This window comes from Candidatus Nitrosopumilus sp. (assembly GCF_965223225.1).
Taxonomy (GTDB): domain Archaea; phylum Thermoproteota; class Nitrososphaeria; order Nitrososphaerales; family Nitrosopumilaceae; genus Nitrosopumilus.
Genome location: NZ_CBDCVU010000004.1, coordinates 678,882 through 698,319 on the forward strand (window position 1 = coordinate 678,882; position 19,438 = coordinate 698,319).

16 protein-coding genes and 1 pseudogene are annotated in these 19,438 nt (G+C 36.2%); 13 read left to right on the plus strand and 4 right to left on the minus strand.

What is annotated here, in order from left to right; translation table 11 throughout:
• Nucleotides 1-496: 496 nt before the first annotated feature.
• From ACOQN3_RS04455 to ACOQN3_RS04465, 3 genes are all read right to left on the minus strand, one after another.
• Entirely contained in the window at nt 497-2,188 is a 1,692-nt protein-coding gene (locus tag ACOQN3_RS04455) for a spermidine synthase (RefSeq protein ID WP_420545285.1), read from the minus strand.
• Between the two features lie 788 nt (nt 2,189-2,976).
• Nucleotides 2,977-3,282, minus strand: a complete 306-nt coding sequence (locus ACOQN3_RS04460; RefSeq protein ID WP_420545286.1) for a hypothetical protein — start codon at nt 3,280-3,282, stop codon at nt 2,977-2,979.
• A 37-nt stretch (nt 3,283-3,319) separates the two neighbouring features.
• On the minus strand, nt 3,320-4,420 hold the full coding sequence (locus ACOQN3_RS04465) for a DUF6745 domain-containing protein (protein WP_420545287.1): 1,101 nt from the start codon (nt 4,418-4,420) through the stop codon (nt 3,320-3,322).
• 105 nt (nt 4,421-4,525) lie between these two features.
• Between ACOQN3_RS04465 and ACOQN3_RS04470 the strand changes: the two genes are divergently transcribed.
• The 5 genes from ACOQN3_RS04470 to ACOQN3_RS04490 all read left to right on the plus strand — a co-directional run bounded on the left by ACOQN3_RS04470 (nt 4,526) and on the right by ACOQN3_RS04490 (nt 13,434).
• Nucleotides 4,526-5,080, plus strand: a complete 555-nt coding sequence (locus ACOQN3_RS04470; protein WP_420545288.1) for a hypothetical protein — start codon at nt 4,526-4,528, stop codon at nt 5,078-5,080.
• A 288-nt stretch (nt 5,081-5,368) separates the two neighbouring features.
• A complete protein-coding gene (locus tag ACOQN3_RS04475; protein WP_420545289.1) occupies nt 5,369-6,184 on the plus strand; it encodes a hypothetical protein in 816 nt (271 codons plus the stop codon).
• Entirely contained in the window at nt 6,184-7,635 is a 1,452-nt protein-coding gene (locus tag ACOQN3_RS04480; protein WP_420545290.1) for a hypothetical protein, read from the plus strand. The genes ACOQN3_RS04475 and ACOQN3_RS04480 overlap by 1 nt, the downstream gene beginning before the upstream one ends.
• Before the next feature lie 177 nt (nt 7,636-7,812).
• Complete coding sequence (locus tag ACOQN3_RS04485; RefSeq protein WP_420545291.1) at nt 7,813-7,992, plus strand: hypothetical protein; 180 nt, start codon at nt 7,813-7,815, stop codon at nt 7,990-7,992.
• A gap of 714 nt (nt 7,993-8,706) precedes the next feature.
• Entirely contained in the window at nt 8,707-13,434 is a 4,728-nt protein-coding gene (locus ACOQN3_RS04490; RefSeq protein ID WP_420545292.1) for a hypothetical protein, read from the plus strand.
• An 820-nt stretch (nt 13,435-14,254) separates the two neighbouring features.
• Here the strand turns inward: ACOQN3_RS04490 and ACOQN3_RS04495 are convergent.
• Complete coding sequence (locus ACOQN3_RS04495) at nt 14,255-14,473, minus strand: hypothetical protein (RefSeq protein WP_420545275.1); 219 nt, start codon at nt 14,471-14,473, stop codon at nt 14,255-14,257.
• Nucleotides 14,474-14,487: 14 nt separating this feature from the next.
• On the opposite strand from ACOQN3_RS04495, the gene ACOQN3_RS04500 reads away from it, so the two are divergent.
• The 8 genes and pseudogenes from ACOQN3_RS04500 (at nt 14,488) to ACOQN3_RS04535 (ending at nt 19,398) form a co-directional block, all read left to right on the plus strand.
• A complete protein-coding gene (locus tag ACOQN3_RS04500) occupies nt 14,488-15,051 on the plus strand; it encodes a hypothetical protein (protein WP_420545293.1) in 564 nt (187 codons plus the stop codon).
• Nucleotides 15,048-15,596: a hypothetical protein gene (locus ACOQN3_RS04505; protein WP_420545294.1), complete on the plus strand. Its 549-nt coding sequence runs from the start codon at nt 15,048-15,050 to the stop codon at nt 15,594-15,596. Before ACOQN3_RS04500 ends, ACOQN3_RS04505 begins: the two co-directional genes overlap by 4 nt.
• Nucleotides 15,593-15,991 (plus strand): hypothetical protein, encoded by a 399-nt coding sequence (locus ACOQN3_RS04510; RefSeq protein ID WP_420545295.1) that lies wholly within the window; start codon nt 15,593-15,595, stop codon nt 15,989-15,991. The genes ACOQN3_RS04505 and ACOQN3_RS04510 overlap by 4 nt, the downstream gene beginning before the upstream one ends.
• 7 nt (nt 15,992-15,998) lie before the next feature.
• A complete protein-coding gene (locus ACOQN3_RS04515; RefSeq protein WP_420545296.1) occupies nt 15,999-16,250 on the plus strand; it encodes a hypothetical protein in 252 nt (83 codons plus the stop codon).
• A gap of 34 nt (nt 16,251-16,284) precedes the next feature.
• Nucleotides 16,285-16,620: a cyclin family protein gene (locus tag ACOQN3_RS04520; RefSeq protein WP_420545297.1), complete on the plus strand. Its 336-nt coding sequence runs from the start codon at nt 16,285-16,287 to the stop codon at nt 16,618-16,620.
• 761 nt (nt 16,621-17,381) lie between these two features.
• A pseudogene (locus tag ACOQN3_RS04525) lies at nt 17,382-18,291 on the plus strand (transcription initiation factor IIB).
• 109 nt (nt 18,292-18,400) lie between these two features.
• Nucleotides 18,401-18,793: a hypothetical protein gene (locus ACOQN3_RS04530; RefSeq protein ID WP_420545298.1), complete on the plus strand. Its 393-nt coding sequence runs from the start codon at nt 18,401-18,403 to the stop codon at nt 18,791-18,793.
• Nucleotides 18,794-19,167: 374 nt separating this feature from the next.
• Nucleotides 19,168-19,398, plus strand: a complete 231-nt coding sequence (locus ACOQN3_RS04535; RefSeq protein ID WP_420545299.1) for an Lrp/AsnC ligand binding domain-containing protein — start codon at nt 19,168-19,170, stop codon at nt 19,396-19,398.
• Nucleotides 19,399-19,438 lie beyond the last annotated feature (40 nt).

Sequence of the window (19,438 nt, forward strand, 5' to 3'; positions counted from 1 at the left end):
GCAAAGTTTGGATAAAAGCACGACGAATGATTTGTTCATCCTTTTCATCCGGTGAATTGTGTTGTATCATCAGAGTACATTGGAGATTGGGATGGGCAAAAGTTGGCCCTATCCCATGGACGGTTACTATGGTCGGTTGGTTAAACGGTTAGACAATGACTCCTTTCCGCATTAATCCCAAACTGGCAAATGCAGAATTTGCATAAAAGCAAAACGAATCATTCCTCAGTATGATCTAAATACCATTTCTGCAAAACCCGGACATAGGTATATCGGATCTCTCACCGGATTACTAGCCGTTGCAGGTCTTAAGATCCAAAATAATTTACAAATTATGCACTAAAACAAAATAGTCTATTTTTTCTCAGATTCTTTCTTGAGAAATTTTTTTCATTCCTTACTTGAAAATTATTTTTTCTCAAAATGCCCAGTCTCGCCCAATAATATATCACAAGATATCAAGAAAATATACAATTGTTTTTGGACAGATTTGCGTCTACTTGCTTGTTGCAGCAATCCATATTTTTTTCCTAAAATAAAGCACCCATACTGCAGAAATTACTGACAATGCAATCCCCAAGGTCAGATTTACATCTGAATTCATTTCTTCCCTTTCTGTGATCTTTTTTCCCTGGGAAAACTCGTCATATTTTTTTCCGGTATTTGGGTTGATGAGAACTTCTGATGGGTTGAACTGATCCGTGAGGAACGGGACACCGGATGTATCTAGTACTTTGGAATAAAAGTGATTTTCGGAGCTCAATTCATCTACAAGATAGTCTGCAGGACTGTCTTTTGCTTTCTCCAACAGGGACAATCGGTCATAGTCGTAGGGATGGTTTGATGCCGCAATCATGACGTTTTGGCTGTCGCTGGGATTTTCCTCGGTGGGAAAAACATACGACACTGGAAAAGTTTCAGTCATGGTCTTGTATGCGGATCTTAAAAGAGGCGACTTGCTTCCCTCGATGGAGCCTATGAAATTTGAGATTATAACACCGTCTGATTCTAATCTTTTCTCAACTAGCTGGTAGAATTCATGTGTTAGCAGGTGATATGGAACGTATGTTGATGCATATGCATCCAATATTATTAGATCATATTTCTTGTCATGTGAAGACAGATGTTGTCTTGCATCTGCATTAAACACGTTTAGCCGTGGATCATCCTTTAATTCAAAATACTTCTTTGCTACATCAACCACATCTGAATCAATTTCGATTACGTCTATCTTTGTCTCCGGATACAATGCTAGGAAGTTTTTGGGACCTGTAAATCCACCTCCCCCTACAAACAACACGTCAGTAAATGTCGGGTTAAACAGCATCCCAAGATGAAAGTATTCAGTATAGTCAATGATCAAGTCTAGAGGATCATTGAGATTCATTGAGCTGTGTCGCATCCCGTCCAGATACAGGCTTCGGTTGTCTCCATATTCTATGACATCCAGGTGGCTAAAGAGAGTGTCCTTTTGATATATGAGAGTGCCATTATGCGGGATGGTGTTTATGGATGCTGTTGACCATGGGACTACCAGTATTAACAAAACTGCAACCGCGATTAGCTTTGGAGGAATTTTAAGTCCGATCAGTGATGTTACAATCAACACTATCCCCAGGCCAAAAATAATTTTGTTTGCCTCAAAGCTTGGAATTAGCACAAAAACTGTTGCAAAGGTTCCTACTATACTTCCAACAGTGGCAATAGAGTAAAGACTGCCAGAAATATTTCCGATGTTTTGCAGGCTATTTGTTCCAAGCTTTATGACATAGGGGGACACAAAACCCAACAGAACAGAAGGAAGCATCAACAGCAAAAAAGTGGCAAGCAAAGGAGCGTATTGGCTTGCAGGCAATGCAACTGCAGTAAAACTCACAACTTCGGATGCAAAAAATGGAATTCCCACAGTAAAAAGACCTACTGAAAATACGATGCCGCAAATCTTATCAAATCTTGGGTTATTGTCTGCAATCCTTCCGCCCAGAAAATAACCCAGACTTAGGCCACTTAGGATTACACCGATAAGGCTTCCCCATGTGTAAATCGTACTGCCAAAAACAGGTGTCAGGATTCTGCTAGTTACAATTTCAAGGGACATGATTACGCCTCCAGATGCAAAGGTAAGCAATCTTAGTTGCAACAGCTTGTCATGATAGATTTTGGAAACTGAACTGATAGCAGGCTTCATTAGAATTATCTCAAAGCATTAGAGAACTCAATATCAAGATAGTGAAAAGTGAGATTTTGGATACTCTGATACGTGGAATAATTCCAAAGAAATAGGATTGGAAATAATCAAGAAAAATAATGGAACAAAACTAACGCTGCATAAAGAATTGCACTCATGTCTCATGAGATGAAGAACTTTTGATATTCTCTTAGCATTAGTTCGATGTAATGAACTAACAATTCGGTATTATGTGGTTATCATTTCGGTAGATGAAATTATCAATTCGGTATCATTTCGAGAAATCAGGGTATCAATTCGGAAACAATTCGGAAACAATTTTATCAATTCGGGAGATTCTTTGATTTACCGGTATTGGGAATCATTTTTCCGGTAAGAAAAAACCATTTTTCAAGATTGATATTCTAGTTTACCGAATGGATATCTCGATAATTCAGAAATCTGCCGGAAAGATACCGAAAAAATCATCGATAATCATTTGACATTATTGGACATTTCTTGACATTTGTCCAAATTTGTCCAAAAAATCAATTGGACATTTCTTGACATTATTTGACATTATTGAACAAAACTTGACATTGTTTGATATCTTTCAAAATACCGTTTGACAAAACTTGACATTATTTGACATTTTCAGGAAGAATTATTTTTTCCAACAGAAAAAAATTGTTTTCGTAGGAAAGAATTATTCTTTCCAGAAGAAAAAAATGGAAAGAAACAGAAAGAAAAATTCTCAAGAAATACTTTTGTAGGAAAAATTTTTTTCCTATTTCTTGAATCAAGACAACCTAATCAAGAACAACTCTTCGGACATTCTCAAAAGGATTAAACTCTCTTTCTTGCTCTACCCTGTACATTCCTTCTGGAATGCGTATGGTTTTATGCTCCTGATGTACAAGTTCTGCTGATGTTTTGACTTTGAAGTAAAGAGATCCTAGTTCTTGCTTGTACACAGTTACATTTCCACACAATTGATGTTTGTGTCCTGTTTTTTCTCCTTCTGCTATGGTGATTGTATTTGCTGGTTTTAGATTTGAAGGGATTTCCTTTGTATTTCTTATCAGCAAATCACCGTGTCTTGCAATCCACACCATTATTTCACCTCTCTTTCATGTTTGATCAAAACTGGCTTCATGTCTCAATCTCCAAACTTTTGTATTCTTCTGGTGTAAGGTGAAATTTCCACGCCATTGCATGATCAGCAAAACGCATGTCATCTGGTACAAAGCTAAAGTAGATTCTGTTTGTGGATGGGCATTTGTATTTTAAAATCTTAATTGATCTTCCGTTAATAAGGTTGTTATTCAGCATGTATAACTCATTTCCACGCCTTGATTTATCCACAAGTTCTGCATCAAGTTCATCAATCATGGTGTCACATCCATACAATTGAATTGCAACATGCCTCTGTTCGATATTTTGAATTTGCAGCATATCTTTGATCTTCAACTCTCTTTTGGTAACTTTCTCCCAGAGATATTTCTCAAACATCACTCCGTGAATGAAATAGTCATTCTGATTATCTCTCCATTGTAATGCTGCCTCTGAGACTGAGTGCAGTCTGCCCTGATCATCTTTCTTTGTTTTCTTAGGAGTGCTGCATAGTATGGCCACGTTCTTGAAAAAGGATGCATGCCATATACCCCTCATCATCATGCCCGAATACCTAGTGAAATCCTCTTTTATCAAACTGTCATCCAAGCATCCTATCTTCTCAAAGAAAGAACCAGTCATCATCCAAAATTCTGTGGAGAGTCCAAAGTTTGGCTGACGTGTCATGATTCCATTCAGATAGTTTTGTCCATTACTGTTGAGTGTCTCTAAAACATCTTGTGCTATCTTGTTTGTAAAGATCTGTTCAAGTTTTATCAATTCAAATATTACGTCATTGTCAACGTGTTTTTCTATCAGTTTGGTTGTGTTTCTGATCAGTTTTCCTCTAAATTTTTTGTGTATGTTGTGGTTTATTGGGTAAGAAAGATTAAGAGATTTTGTACTGGATGCAAATGAAGGTATTTTTTGATATTCTGCAAAAGAGGCTGCTATCACGACTTTTGGTTTTTCAAAACCCGCAATATTGTACAACCAATCAATGTCATTGTCGGTTTCTGAATTTGTGGGATTTTTGCCCGATATTGTGACTAGTTCCAACCATTCTTTTTTCACATCTTTTAGGATTTTTCTCTGTTCTGAATCAAGTTCAACTATTTTCTTCTCTCCAAATAATTTCATATTATCTTAGTACATTCTTTGAAACTAAAACTTGTATAGACAAACTATCTAAAACTAGACTGATCTTCTATCAATCGCTATATCTTATTTTGTTGGATTAATTTTATGATGCTGTTATGTGGAACACTTGCAATTTTGGCACTGTGTTTTTTTCTGATTTTTCAACCATACAGCGATGAGTATCGACTATGGTATTTTCCAGTAGGAGTTGGGTTGGTGGCATTCCTAGTAACAACAAATGATTTTATCACACAACGAAGACTGTATAGACGAAAAAGATGCCACAGTTGTCATAGAATTGATACGGAACTAACTAATGTCATTGAGCACGGATTGACAAAATATTACCTATGTGATGATTGTCCCAAAAAACATCATTTCCTACTACGGCGAGGTGGCTCTATAATATCTGCAGTTGCTGTGACTATATTTTTTGTAGAGCCAATCTCTGCTCATATCATTTTCCTGATTGGAATGCTTGTTTTTTATCTAAAACGAAATGGTTATGAAAACAGATTGTATTACGAACAAGGTCGCTGCTATCACTGCAAAAAAAGTAACGATACAGTAAGATTGATGCCAACACAGCACATTCCAACATACTTTGTATGCTTTGAATGCCCTAGAAAGTATGATGCCGTTACAACTTCGGAGGGATGACTTGAGGCAAAAAACTAAGAATCAGTGCTCTTTATGTGGTAAAATCATACAAAGATATTGGGATTCAAGATACAATGGAATGCGAGGTAAGTGTGATTTTTGTGATTCAAACTGGCCTGAATCATGAGTAATTTATGACTCACTAGTAATGTTTACTATTGATAGGCAAAGTTACTATCTGTTGTTTTTAGTAACTTTGTCTAATGTTATTCATGGTTACTATGACAAAATATAGACTCATTTACTTTGTAGAAATTCAAATTACAGGATTAGGTATGAGTGAATAACATGGATAGTGATGAATACAAGTCTACATCTCATATGCCATTTTTCATCTTAGGCAATGGTCATCGATATGATCTAATCAAACTGTTATTGCAACATGATAAGCTAAAACCCATTCAGATGGCCAAAAAATTGGGTATACCTCTACAGAATTTTTCAAGAGATCTCAGTACACTTTACAGACAATGGGATTGGTTGACAAGAGACAAGGATGATAATTATCAGCTAAAACCATGGGTCCAAACTCTGTGTAGAGTCTTATTTTCCACATCGTCATTCATTACAAAAAATATCGAATACTGGGAAGAACATGATTTTGGAGATATTCCAGATTACTTTATGCAGCAAATTGGAGTGTTTGATAATACTCATCGCATAAGAGGTAAAACAAGAATTGCTGAAAAATGGAAGAGCATATACAAAAATGCGGACAATTACATATACAATACGTTTTACGAGGCAGAATATTCTAAAGAGATAATGGATATTGTTTATGAAAAACTCAAAAACGGTATTCATACTAGAACAATTTTTTCTAATGATTCTCACATGTTGTTTGCAAACGATCACAAAGAGACTACAAAAAAATTCTCCAAGTTCAAGATCAAGGGACAAATAGAACAAAGAACAAAGAACAAAGTATCAGTATCTGTTGTGATGACAGAAAAAGAGGCATTCGTCATGTTCCCTAGAATCAAAGGACAAGTGGACATTGAAGAGGCATTTTACAGCAACAATCGGGATTTTCATACATGGTGTGAAGAATATTTTGAGTACTGCTGGTGTGATGCAAAACAGTTTAGAACTGGAGGCAACTAATGTCACATCATATTGAGTTTGTAGCTGTAATGGGATACGATATGGTGGGAGCAGAGATTCCAGTAATTCCAGAGGAAAAGAAGAATCAACGAAAAAAAGTACTGCAGAACTGTTTGTTTGAATCTTCAACGTACCAGACATTATCATCTTATGCAAACTGGATTGATACTGGAGATGGAGGATACCTTATAGTCGATACCAAGGATTCTGATAAATTACTAGAGATTGCTAAAGAAGTGCATGATAAACTAGAGAATCACAATAGATCTGAAAAAAACAAAGATTGGCATATCAAGATAAGAGTCGGAATAAACGTAGGTCCAGCAGAAGTAACAAGAGAAGTAAACAAAATAATCAAAGTTGCAGGAAATGCAATAGCATATACTGAACGAATAATGAATCTTGGAAAAGAAGACCATATTTTACTAACTTCAAGTGCAACTACCACGATTCTGGCAATAGATCATACTTATCATGATAAGATAAAGTATGTTGGGGAAAGAACGATAAAGCATGGAGAAAGATTCAACGTTCATAATTATATCGACGGACGATACGGGAATAAAAAAGACCCACCACCAGATTCTCCTGCTCTCCCTGAATATCAATCCTCACCGTATCTCAAATATTCAGTGGTTGGACTAGTTTGCATCATTGCAGTTATTGGAATAATTTTTGGCATTGCCCATTATGATATGACTGATTCCATATCAGATCTTCAAATGGAAAAAGCAGAAAAGATCATTCTTGGAGAACTAGAAGAAGTACTTGACCTGGCTAATGTTGTTACATACGATATGGTGTTAAATGAGTATGAAGCACATCCCATAAATAATGTTAATGAATTCATTCATCAAAACCTACAACAAAAACTAGAGAAACTAAGTCTATTTCAAGAGGATTCCAGATATTCTATTGAACCATTAGCCGCAGTTATTCTGGCAGACAAACAATGTAACTACATAGTATATGGACATATTGAAGATATTGGCAGAAAAGATGGAAAACAAACTCCATGGTGCTCCCTCCAAGAAGAGTATGACCTTTTCTTGACTGACCCGTACCCTGCAACTGCTATGAATATCATGGTCTCATCAATTGGAAGAACAGTCAATGTAGATGGAATGGGCAAAGACGATGCTGTGCTGATATTTCTTATTGATGAAAGAAACCTATGTGCTAGTATGAACGAACAATTTGTAGAGAATGATGTTGAATTTGTTCTAGTTAACGGAAGAAATGAAATAATCTTTGATACTGGCAGCAAAGATTGTAAAACATCTGCAGATGGATCAGGACCATTGGATAAAGATTCCAGACCCCAGATGTTTGTGGAATCTGAATACAACATTTTGAAAACTGATGCCATCTTTGCTTCTATCTATGATATGGGTACAAAATACAACAAGAATCTAAGTACAAATGATTGGATGCTCTACATGTACAAATGAAATAATGTGCTAACCTCAAAGTAGATTGATACTTTGAGAACAATTTGATTATATTTACAAGTATTTTTGAAAATTTTTGATACTGAAATTTTGTAATAACTGTCTTACATGCATATCCAACTAGTAATAGTCAATTTTACAACTTATCAATTTACCAAATATCTCACAACTTCTAACATGGACTTCAATGTAAAATGGTTCATAATCGGAATAGGAATAGGATTCGTTGTATCAATGATACTTGGAATGGTATTTCTTGCAATGTATCCGCCTCAGAGCATTGAACAGATTTGTTTTGAATCTACTCTGACAAGTGAAGATTATGAAAAATGCCTTAGTGATTTAAGATTAAGTTAAAAAAGAGTAGGTAAAGCCAACTCGTTTTTTAATTTGAATCTCTATTTTTTTATTTTTTTAATTACACGGGGGTACGGAAACAATCGCCTAAACTATATCCCCGTACATGTTGTACTGGGGATATAGTTATGGATTGAGAAAAGAGACCCACGTGGGAATATATGAATTCAAAATTTTCATTTAGAAAGTTCTTTTTTCTTGTTAAAATACAGAACAGACTGTTGCGTTCAAAGCCCGGTAACAGTGTTGAACGCGTTACTGTTAACCTCCTTTACAAATACAAAATGGTATATTATTACCAATTAAGATCTCATATTCAAGTACTTACAAATAGGAAATATGATATTTTTAGTTTTTACTGGTTCTTTGTTTCAATTAAGAATCGTATGCATTGTCAAAGATTAGATTTCAAATTATGATTTATTTATGCAACATTATTATTGATTGATATATACAATTTCAATTAAAATAGACATGACTTCTTTATCGATTTGTAACATTTCATTAGTCAGTTTGATTTTTTATTGATCGAATATTTTCTTTAAATTTAATATTTAATTTCTTTAAAGAAATCTGCTTTAATAACTGAAAAACATAAAATTTAATATTTATTAATTAAATTATTTGTACAATCGATCACAAGCAATATTGATTTATTTTATTATGATCATACTATACTATGTTTTTCATTTTCTTCTACATAGAGGTGGATAGATGGTTAAATTAGAAATTAGATTAATATCTTCATCTAGAAAAAATGATTTTTCCAATCATCTGGTAACTGTTTCTTACATCCAACTAGTCTCAGTTAAAAAAGAGGTTTCTCCATTTGAAGTCACTAATGAGATTACTGAAAAAGTAACCAAAGCAGGACAAGTCACGGTTATATTTCCTGAAGATCATACAATTTCTCCAAAATCTGAAATTTCTATTGATGTCAAATCACCTGATGGCGAATCCCTAATTACAGAGAAAGTAAATTCTGATGAACTTGAACAAAATAAGCCAATAACTATCAAAGTAGAACCCGCAGAATTTTTTCCTATTGAGAATAACACAGACCAGTCGTTTACTAAACCAAAGAGATTACGTGGATTAGTGGTAGATTCTACTGGACAGGGCAATGTAAATAATAAGCAAGTTGTGTTATGGGCTACAAAGCAATCTAGTGATGCACAACCTGAAATAGTTGGTTCCACACGTACTGATGCCCAAGGTTATTTTTCAATTAATTTTCCATTGGGATCTTTTTCTAATGCAGAAGGAATGGTTAATGGTAGTATCAAAGTTCCAATACGTCTCAATGATGATGGAAGCTTTACCGAAAAAATAGTATTGGGTGCAGAAATCCCAAAAGACGAAGAGGAGGAAAGAACTAAAAAACAAGAATGCAACTGCAAATCAGAAGATGTCCCACGCAATCCAGATAATGAAGACTTGGTTAATTCTTCTGTTTATACATCAGATATTGGTGGACGCTGTGTTGATATCACTAAACCAAATCGTGTACTTGAAGAATTTGATTATTATTCTGTTGTTAGAACAACTGAACCTGTAATAAAAGGTATAACCATTAAAGAACCTCCTAAAATTAATTTGGCAGATATTATAAAAATTATGACTCCTGCACTTGTTATGAAAACAACTGAAAGATCAACTACACCATCATCCAGATCTATGATTTCAACACGTGGATCTGTTTCCACTGATGTTGATTCTGCGACAACAACACATTCTGTAAATTTTGCTGCCAGAGAATTTGTCTCTGCCATTGATATCAACATTGACGATGACACTCTCAAAAAAGTAAACCTAGATACCAATGTTGCAAAGATGATGGCACATGATCCAGATGGCTTTACACTTACTCGTTTTGCTTCTGCTGAATTTCTGACTAATAAAACAAACCTTGTCAGAATAGTGGATATCCTTAAGCACCTCGTACCTGGACGTGGAACTCTTTCTTGTAATAATCCTGCAGATTGGGATGATGAACCCACATTTTATCAATCTTGTACAATTGCACATGGCCATATCTTGCATTTTAAACAGGAATGGGTAGCAGATGGTTATTCTTTTGGTGATCTACTATATAGTCTGCCATTAGCTCCATGCCAGAAAAAACAGATAGCTGTATTGGATTGGGATCGTAGGGAAAGTGCTACCAGACGGGAATCATTGGAAGAACAAGAATTCCTTAGCGCACAATTACAACGTGATCGTGATATTTCAGAGATGGCCAATGCCATGGTTCGAGAAAGCATGTCTGGTGGTTCTTCAGCTAAAACTGGAAGCTTTGGTGGGGGCCTTGGTATAGGTGCTATACTTGGACCTGTTGGTGGTTTACTCGGAATTGGAGGAGGAAAAAGCAAAGCAAGCTCAAAAGCTTGGCAAAAATCATCACGAAATACATCTGCAAATTCACTACAACAGCTACGAGATAGTGTTATGCAGGCTTCATCTGCCGTAAGAAATCAACGTTCAACAGTTATTCAAACGGTCAGACAAGGCGAGTCATTTCGTGTAGAAACAGAAGTAGTTGCAAACCATAACCATTGTCACGCAATAACAATGGAATACTTTGAAGTATTACGTCACTTTCTGGTCAAACAGAGACTTGCTGATGTACAAGAATGTTTACTGGTTCCATTTCTTATGACTAGATTTGATTCATCTAAAGCTCTTAGATGGCGTGAATCCTTGAACAGATTTATTCGTAACAGACGACTACGACGTGGCTTTGATGCATTGCAAAGAATAAAAGATAACTATGTTGGAAGCAATATGCCAGTTGGAAGTTATGCTGATGAGAATCTAGAATATCTAGACGGTTTTCTTCGTATTACGTTTCGTATCCAAAGACCTCGAGACGACAATGAGGGAAACTTTCTTGAGGGATCATGGGGCATTCTTTCATGGCTTGGGATCTCTCCATTAGAGTTTTGGGAAAGGCATCTAAAAAATCAACAAAATAGAGACGAAATATTTGCGCAGGTACTTGGACCAAGAATTGCCGAAGAAATTGTTAATGGATTACGCGTTTTTGTAGTTCTTGATGATGATACTGAAATACAACTTCCGATAGATCCAACATTGGTATCTGATTTTCATAACGATAGACGACTTTACGTCTCTCTTAGGCTTGATGATGATTTACCTTCAATTCAACGTAAGAGAATCAAATTTATCAAGATAGGCACTATTGTAGATACAAATGCAGGACCCAAAAATATAGATGATATATTACCTGAGAGTTCAAAGATACTAGTTAACTCAGGACAAATGAGATATAGAACAGAGCATTTCTCATTTAGCTTATTTAATCAGTCACGTATTCAAAATGATTTGTCTGGTACTGATGGTGTTTTGATTTTTACTCCTTTGAATTGGCGTGAACTTCGTCGCCCTCGTGATGAAGACAAAGAATTTGCAAGTTCTCTTATCAAGCATCTGAATGATCATCTAGAGTATTATCATAGAGTGATTTGGTGGTTAATGGATCCTCAAAGAAGATACATGCTTTTAGATGGATTTATTGCACCTAACAGTGGTGGAAAGAGTGTAGTATCTGTAGTTGAAAATAACCTAATTGGGATTATTGGTAACTGTCTTGTATTACCAGTATCTAGTGGTTCCCATTTAGATCCAACATTTAAACAAAATGAGGAAGACCCAATAGATTTGTTAGAACATTATCAACCAACTACCCCTGTTGCTCCTGCACGTATCGCTGTTCCAACCAAAGGAGTATTTGCAGAATCTGTCATGGGAGCATGTAACTCATGTGAAAAGAAGGATGATTCTAGATTCTGGAGATTTGAAGAATCGCCATGCTCTGATGTGCCAACACCAATACAACCAATAAGTACAGACTCCAGACGAAGTACTCCTCCAGACTTGACGGCAAAGGACTTTCCATCACCTCTTGTTGCATTTCAAAATGTGCCTCAAGCCCCAGATCCACAAGGATTTGGTTCACTATTACAGCTATTATCTAATCCAAATCTATTTCGTGATATTACTGGTCTTACAGAAAATCAACGAAATGCCATTAAAGCACTTCAATCTGCATTAGGTACTGCAGAATTCTTTGGAGGAAAAGCTGCAAATCTTGCACTTCAAGGAGCCATGAACAGAGATGTGGACAAAGCACTCGATAAAATCAATGAACAACATGAATCTGGTGCAATAAACGATCAACAAAGATCACAACTTACTGAGGCTGCTCTTCGAAGTATGATTGGAGGAGGAACAGAAGCACCAAATCCTATTTCAACTGATCAAGTTGAACAATTAACAAATACTGCTGGTGCAAATGATGCATCTGTAAGTGTTAACAGACCTGGTGGAGAAACTGTTGAAGTAAACGCAAGAAATGAAGGAAGATTGGAAGACAGTGGAAGAATCCGTAGATTTATTGTTCTACAAAATCCTCAAAACTCTTCAGATTCTAGATCTTTCTTCCCATCAAGAAATGATAAATCTGGCATTATAGAACTAGTTGCTGAAGTTAGAAACTTACAACCAGGGGATACATTCCGATGGACTAGACCTGATCCAGCTGATATTAATGTGAATTCACCCACAAGTCTTCGTACGCGTATTCAAACTCTTCATCCTGGAAGAACAGAAGTGGACTTTACAGTACGCAATAGTAGTGGTACTGCAGTTGAAAGTACAAAAATACAACTTTCAGTACCTCAATTTGTAACAATTAATGAAGATGCTGGTGCATTCGACGCAGTTCTTACAGTGATTCACCTAGATCATGTAAAAAATGAAATAATTCGAGAAGCAAAAGAGGTATGTGATCATTTACTTGGAACTTCAAATGTGAGAACTATATGGAGGATTGGATCCTTCTCTGATACATTGCCTGGATTTTTACCTGCTTCACATGTAACTGTATTAACAATAAGAGGAGAACCTCCTGCTGCTACTCCTAATCGCCTTGGAATAACTAATCTAGTCGGAGGCGCTGCTGGTGCAAATGTCCTTAATGAAACGATTGACATATTTCCAGGAGCATATGATAATCCTCCACCTGCAGGACAGACTATTGATAATGAGGTAGATGTTGAAACACAAGCGTTAATTCTTGAACTAGAAAGTAGAAATTTCTCCGATCCAGATCTAGAAACATTTGCTATCAAAGTTTATGGGCGTCTTCTAGGTGAAACCATGGCACATGAGATAGTACATAGTCTTCTTGCTTTTGATATTCCAACAGGGCATAACAACCCCGCCATTGCAAATGATCTTATGAATCATGGAGGTGTTCGCACATTCAGACAGAGAACAGGTATTGAAGATACATCGCACACAAGCCCCGTTGATCCAAACAATTTTACTGATCATGGAATTATTTCTATAGGTGGAATTCAAGCAGTAAACCAGGCAAGAATAGATGGGCGTTTTCCTGTACCTCCAAGCTTTACATAATTAAATTTCTAAATCAATCTAATTAATTATATACATTGGAACCAAAATAGTTGCATTAAAGTAGATAAATTCCTCTACTGTTCTCTTTCTTGGAATTATGTTGACTCAAAATTAGAAGAGAATTTAGTTAAGGTTCCAATTGCATATTGATACATTAAAATCACTAGGCAAACATCATTTTTTATATCACCTCTATGTGTCTATTTAGAAAGGGCTTTGAACTGTCGCGTTCAAATCTCCCTCCGGCACGGAACGCAGATTACAAACCTAAAGAGAAATTAAAACGATAAATTTTGATCTTAGTCTAGTTAATGTATTCCAAATCTGCTTCATATCAAAAACAGATGAAAATAAAGGACTTAACGATTTAATGTCAACCTCTCCTAAACTTTTATGGATAGAATTGAACAAAACTTGGCATTGTTTGACATCTTTCAGAATACTGTTTGACATTATTTGACAAAGTTTGACATTATCTGACATCTTTCAATATCTTGTTTGACAAAGTTTGACATTATCTGACATTTGTTTGAGACTTTATTTGACAAAGTTTGACATTATCTGACATTTTCAGAAAAAATAATTGTTTCCTGCATAGACAAAAAAGGAAAAAATAATTTTTCCAGGGAAAGAATAAAGAAAATAAAATAATTTCCAAGGAAAAAATCAGAAAGAATAATGTTTCCAGTAGAAAGAATAATTCAAAAAAAAAAGAAACTATTTTATTTTCTTGCATAATTTGTGAATTCCTTTTCTTTTCTTTCTTCCAGCATAAATTAGACAACAGCATCTGCCAATTTCTAGAAAAATACAAAACTCATCAGGATTCTTGATATTTCTGCCGGTATTGGCTTGCCTTGGGCCTGCTTCTTAGCCTGTGTCTACAGCAAGGACACCAAAGTCCCTCCCATCCCATATAGACATCACAGAAAGTGCATCTCTTTGCCCCCTGTCTGTACCATGAATCAGTGTTTCTTCCCTTTGTTACCTTGTATCTGTGACAGATTCCGTTGCATCCCATCTTTGTACTACTATGCAAAGGTAGAACTACTTATGAATCTGCAAACAAAATGCAAACTCATGAGAATGGGAATTGTCGTGGCTTTGCTGTTTTCATCCTTATTGATTCCTGTGACTGTCAATGAGGCCTATGCAAAGTGCATGGTTGGTGATTATGACTGCTATGGAACTCCGGAAATCCCTCCATTGAAATACCAGTTTCAATACTTTGCACTACCAGATATTGCATGTCCCAACCAGGATCATGTCTTAGCTGAGAGGCCCAATGGAAAACTTGCATGTATTACAGATAACATGGCAGAAAGGACCGGGTGGCACGTACATTACAAAAATGAAGTTGATTTTAAAGGCGAAGTATTTGTATCGCCAGGAACAGTTTCTTGGATTCCTTTTGAGATAACCGGAGCCACACTTGACAGGATGGTATACGAAGATCAGATGCTGATTGCATCAGTTACGCCAAATGACGAACATGGTGTATTGTCAATTCAATTGCTAGAGCCTCAAGGAAAATGGGCATTTGATGAATGGACATGCAAGCCTGTTTGTGATAGCACCTATCAAGAAAGCTGCGTAGATGTTGGTGACACGAAATGAAGACTCTGATTTTGGGTCTGCTGTTGATGGCTATTGCAACTTTGCAAATACAATATTCCTTTGCTTGTTCGTGCTCATCATCTCCTGACATTCTGATGACGTGGATGGGATCCAGTGGTGCCTTTCAGGGAACAGTCAAAGACGTTCTGATAGGAGAGGGCCCACGAAAGGTAGTTTTTGATATACACCAAGTGCAAAAGGGAAACTATCCTTACGGAAATTACATTCTTGAGGATTCAAGCATCATGCATCATGATAATCAAGTTACCAAAGCCAGCAGCTGCAGTGTAGACTACAAAATAGGAGAAACATATCAAGTCTTTGTGTATGATGGAAACAGGATGACAATCGGAAGTACAGACATCTGCAGCACAAAGCAAATTTCAGGATTTGATGAATACTCACATGAAGATGAGAGTGGTCAGATTCAACACTATAGACACGATTACAATTTTTTTTCCCAGTACGGCATGTTCTCATTGATCATATCTGCATCTATCCTGGGAATGTCTGTTGGAGTTGTTGTCTGGAGAAAAAGAAGATGAATCTAAAATTTGTTCAGACAAAGACTCGAGTCAATCCAATCCTACAAACGGTCATAACTATGATTTTGTGTGTGTTGTCAACAATTTTCTTGATTACTTGGATTATGATTGCATCTTCTGGAGTTCTGGACATTAACACCGCATTTTTGATGGAACGCTTTGTGATCTATGCTTTCTTACCTCTTCTTATCTTTGCACCGTTTGCAAGAATTGGTAAATTCATCAAGATAATCCCTGGAGTGATAGGAGCATCTGTAGGATCTATGACCTTTATTTTTGTAATATTTCCAGTAATGTTGATTCTTCCAGTGATTGTCTCGTCTTTATCTGTGATATTTATCGGATATTCAATCTACAAATGGTCCAAACAATGGAATCAGCAATTTGTGAGATGATTAGAAGATGAAAACTAACAATAAGATAATCATGATTGCATTCATTGGTTCAGTGTTTCTGATTATGATGGCAGATGCAGAACACGTTTTTGCACAATCAGGTGTAATGCCTCCAGATCCATATGTGCATGAAAAACTACGAGAAGATAAAGAATATGCAGAAGAGTTCTTCCTTTATGGTCTTCTGCCATTCTCAATAATTTTTGGAACATTCGTATGGTATTTTTTTATTTACAGGTGGAACAAGAAGAGAAAGTAAGGAGAATTGTAATAAGATTATCAGCGATATAGACATGGATTCATCACTTCTGAATTATTATGGTCGTCTAAGGGAAGGTCTTGCCTTATCAGACTTGACAATGAACCATGCAATATTGATTCATGAAAAGGTCTTGAATAGCAAATTTAGAAATGGATTTGATCCGTTTGTCCTTGCATCCTCATGTGTTTACATTGCAAGTAGATATCGTGACACTCCAAGAACACTCAAACAAGTCAGCACCATAGGGGGAATCCCTCGCAAGGATATTGCTCGCTGTTATAGACTTTTGAGAAAAAACAGTATTGAGATAGGTATTGTTCTTCCTGATTCATACAATTCTGATCCTGATTTGAAAGACTGGAGATGATGTGACAAACAGATATGAACAAAATCAAATGAACAGAAACTCTTACGGTAAAAATGTCCATTCAAAGAAAAGTTTTATCATCAACTAAAAACAGTAAGAGACTGAAATGAGTAGAAAGCCAGGATCACCCAGACAACAGTCAACCTTCAAGTGCACCTATTGTGATTTCATATCTAAAAAGAATTCCAATTTTGTTTTGCATGTCAAGGAAGAACGCGGAATCGAGTTGTAGGAAAAACAGGTTGAAATTCCTGGTTTGTTAATTGGCTACAGGATTCTATTTTTGGCAAAATCAGGTCAATGAAATTTCAGTTTTGCAGTTATCTACCTTTTCTGAAAACAAGAACAAATGATAAGAGAGTTGTTCGAGTTTGTCTGGGACTTAATATCGGGTAATTAGCTGTCAATGAACTTACCATAAGACTTGCAAAGGTAATTAGGACAATAACGTAGAGTGCCATGTGGAGATGTCATAGTACTTAATCCAGAGTCACAGTTTTTGCAATTCAAAGTCTTGTTTTCTGAATTTTCTAATTGGACAGAATTTTAATTTTAACTATCAACTGTCATACCAGAGTACGTCAACTATTATGCAGTTTGATTAGTCAAGTTTTTTTACTTGTTTCCCATTGTTTTCTCTTCCACGTGGGTACAAAAATACAACACTTCTTATACATACACAATCCTTCTATTTTATGTCCAAAAACAAGTATATCGCAAGGAAATAAGATTTTGGTAAATCAGGATGGATACAACCAATAATGGTTGTTCAAGAAAACAGCGAAACTGTTTGTCTTAGATGTGGAAAAGATTCCATAGTGTCTGATGAGGATGTCGGCGAGCTAGTATGTCAGAACTGCGGCTATGTGGTTTCAGAGAAAATCCAGAGTTCAGGTCCGGAATGGAGATCATTCTCAACAGAAAGCGACAAAAATTCCGCCAGGACCGGAGGTCCGACATCCTTTACAAGACACGACAAGGGACTGTCTACAGTAATTAGCCCCATCAACAGGGATTCCACAGGAAGGCCTCTCACATCATCAATGAAGCACACCATCGAAAGATTGCGAACATGGGATAGTAGAAGCCAGTCTGCACAATCGACAGACCGGAATTTAAGACAGGCATTAAGCGAGTTAGGCAGACTGAAGGACAAACTTGCAATATCTCCAGGAGTCATAGAAAAAGCAGCATACATTTACAGAAAGGCGCTAAACAAGGGCCTCATCAGGGGACGTTCTATCTCTGCAATGCTTGCAGCCTCTCTTTATGCTGCCTGCAGGGACGCAGAAACTCCTAGAACTCTGGTGGACATAACACATGCTGCCAATGTTAAACGAAAAGACATCTCAAAATGCTACAGACTGCTACACCAGGAACTAGACCTCAAGATGCCAGTAGTAGATCCTGTTCAGTGTATTGCAAGGATTTCAAGCAAACTGAATATTTCTGAAAAAACAAAGAGGGATGCCATAAGAATTTTGAATTCTGCAAAAAAAACGAAACGAATCCTCAGGCAAAGACCCGATGGGACTTGCAGCAACGGCGTTGTACATTTCTTGTATACGAAATAAAATATCTGTAACACAACGAGATCTTGCAGATGCATCTGGGGTAACAGAAGTCACAATAAGAAACCGTTACAAGGGACTGAGAATCCATGAGAAATAAGTTCTAGTTATCATTGTACTGTGGTTCAAAAGTTCAGTACAAACACTCTTTTACTGTCAAAACACGCAAGAAATTGTGAAGAAAAAATCAGCCTCCACATGGAGACTGCATGCAGACTAGTAAGGAACACGATTTTCTTGTTAAACGGTTAATTGATCAATTTTTGAAGAAAGGCTTGAAGGTTTCACTTGCCAACTATCCAAATTATGGCAAACCCATGAAAATCAAGCGTCATTCTCCAGATGTTCTTGCAATAGACAAAAAGAACGGGCTGGTATACATCGGATTGGCAAAGACCTGCAATGAATTGTCAGATCAGACCACCAAAGAACAGTTTACGGATTTTTCAAGACGGCTATCAAAAACACAGGCTTCTGAAAAAATACGAATTCCGTTTTACATCTGCGTTCCAGAAAATTGTAAATCCAAAGTGAAAGAGAGTTTTGAGGAATTTGGAATTCCCTGGAAAGAAAACATCGTTGTAATTGGGCTACAGAAATAACAATACCTGACCTATTTTTGGGCCATTTCTACTCAAAAAATAACCGAGTCAATTTAGAGATAATCGAAAATACTGACCCCTAAAGCAATCTTAAAAAAATCTTATCATTCTAAGTAATTTTTTACAACACTTCCACGTGGGTGCTAAAACTAATCACCTAACTATATCCCCGTACACGTTGTACTGGGGATATAGTTCAGGGCAATATTTCAATACCCACGTGTAATGTGAATCTTGATTTTTTTTACATCAAAAAAGAACAAATAAGATAATCGAATCTTATTATACTAATATCTAAAAAAACTACAACAAATCAAACATTTGTAAATCATAAACATTACTCTGGTTAAATAATTCTCAAGTAGTTCAATATTATGACAAAAGCCTTTGTTTTGATTAGTTGTGTTTTAGGAAAAGAAGAAGAAATTATTGAAAATCTAAAACACACAGACTATGTAAAAGAAATACAAGGAACATTTGGTGCATTTGATATTATTGCAACGATTGAAAACAAAAACAATGACAAAATTCGGAAAACTGTCAAACGATGTATCGAGAATATATGGTCTGTACGATCAACACTTACTTTGATTGGAACAAAATAACTCTACAAATCGTGCATAATCTGTATCAGATATGAATCAG

Excerpts from the sequence above, each read along its gene's own strand:
- ACOQN3_RS04455 (WP_420545285.1), bottom strand. The coding sequence starts at position 2,188 with ATGAAGCCTGCTATCAGTTCAGTTTCCAAAATCTATCATGACAAGCTG.
- ACOQN3_RS04460 (WP_420545286.1), bottom strand. The coding sequence starts at position 3,282 with ATGGTGTGGATTGCAAGACACGGTGATTTGCTGATAAGAAATACAAAG.
- ACOQN3_RS04465 (WP_420545287.1), bottom strand. The coding sequence starts at position 4,420 with ATGAAATTATTTGGAGAGAAGAAAATAGTTGAACTTGATTCAGAACAG.
- ACOQN3_RS04470 (WP_420545288.1), top strand. The coding sequence starts at position 4,526 with ATGATGCTGTTATGTGGAACACTTGCAATTTTGGCACTGTGTTTTTTT.
- ACOQN3_RS04475 (WP_420545289.1), top strand. The coding sequence starts at position 5,369 with ATGGATAGTGATGAATACAAGTCTACATCTCATATGCCATTTTTCATC.
- ACOQN3_RS04480 (WP_420545290.1), top strand. The coding sequence starts at position 6,184 with ATGTCACATCATATTGAGTTTGTAGCTGTAATGGGATACGATATGGTG.
- ACOQN3_RS04485 (WP_420545291.1), top strand. The coding sequence starts at position 7,813 with ATGGACTTCAATGTAAAATGGTTCATAATCGGAATAGGAATAGGATTC.
- ACOQN3_RS04490 (WP_420545292.1), top strand. The coding sequence starts at position 8,707 with ATGGTTAAATTAGAAATTAGATTAATATCTTCATCTAGAAAAAATGAT.
- ACOQN3_RS04500 (WP_420545293.1), top strand. The coding sequence starts at position 14,488 with ATGAATCTGCAAACAAAATGCAAACTCATGAGAATGGGAATTGTCGTG.
- ACOQN3_RS04505 (WP_420545294.1), top strand. The coding sequence starts at position 15,048 with ATGAAGACTCTGATTTTGGGTCTGCTGTTGATGGCTATTGCAACTTTG.
- ACOQN3_RS04510 (WP_420545295.1), top strand. The coding sequence starts at position 15,593 with ATGAATCTAAAATTTGTTCAGACAAAGACTCGAGTCAATCCAATCCTA.
- ACOQN3_RS04515 (WP_420545296.1), top strand. The coding sequence starts at position 15,999 with ATGAAAACTAACAATAAGATAATCATGATTGCATTCATTGGTTCAGTG.
- ACOQN3_RS04520 (WP_420545297.1), top strand. The coding sequence starts at position 16,285 with ATGGATTCATCACTTCTGAATTATTATGGTCGTCTAAGGGAAGGTCTT.
- ACOQN3_RS04530 (WP_420545298.1), top strand. The coding sequence starts at position 18,401 with ATGCAGACTAGTAAGGAACACGATTTTCTTGTTAAACGGTTAATTGAT.
- ACOQN3_RS04535 (WP_420545299.1), top strand. The coding sequence starts at position 19,168 with ATGACAAAAGCCTTTGTTTTGATTAGTTGTGTTTTAGGAAAAGAAGAA.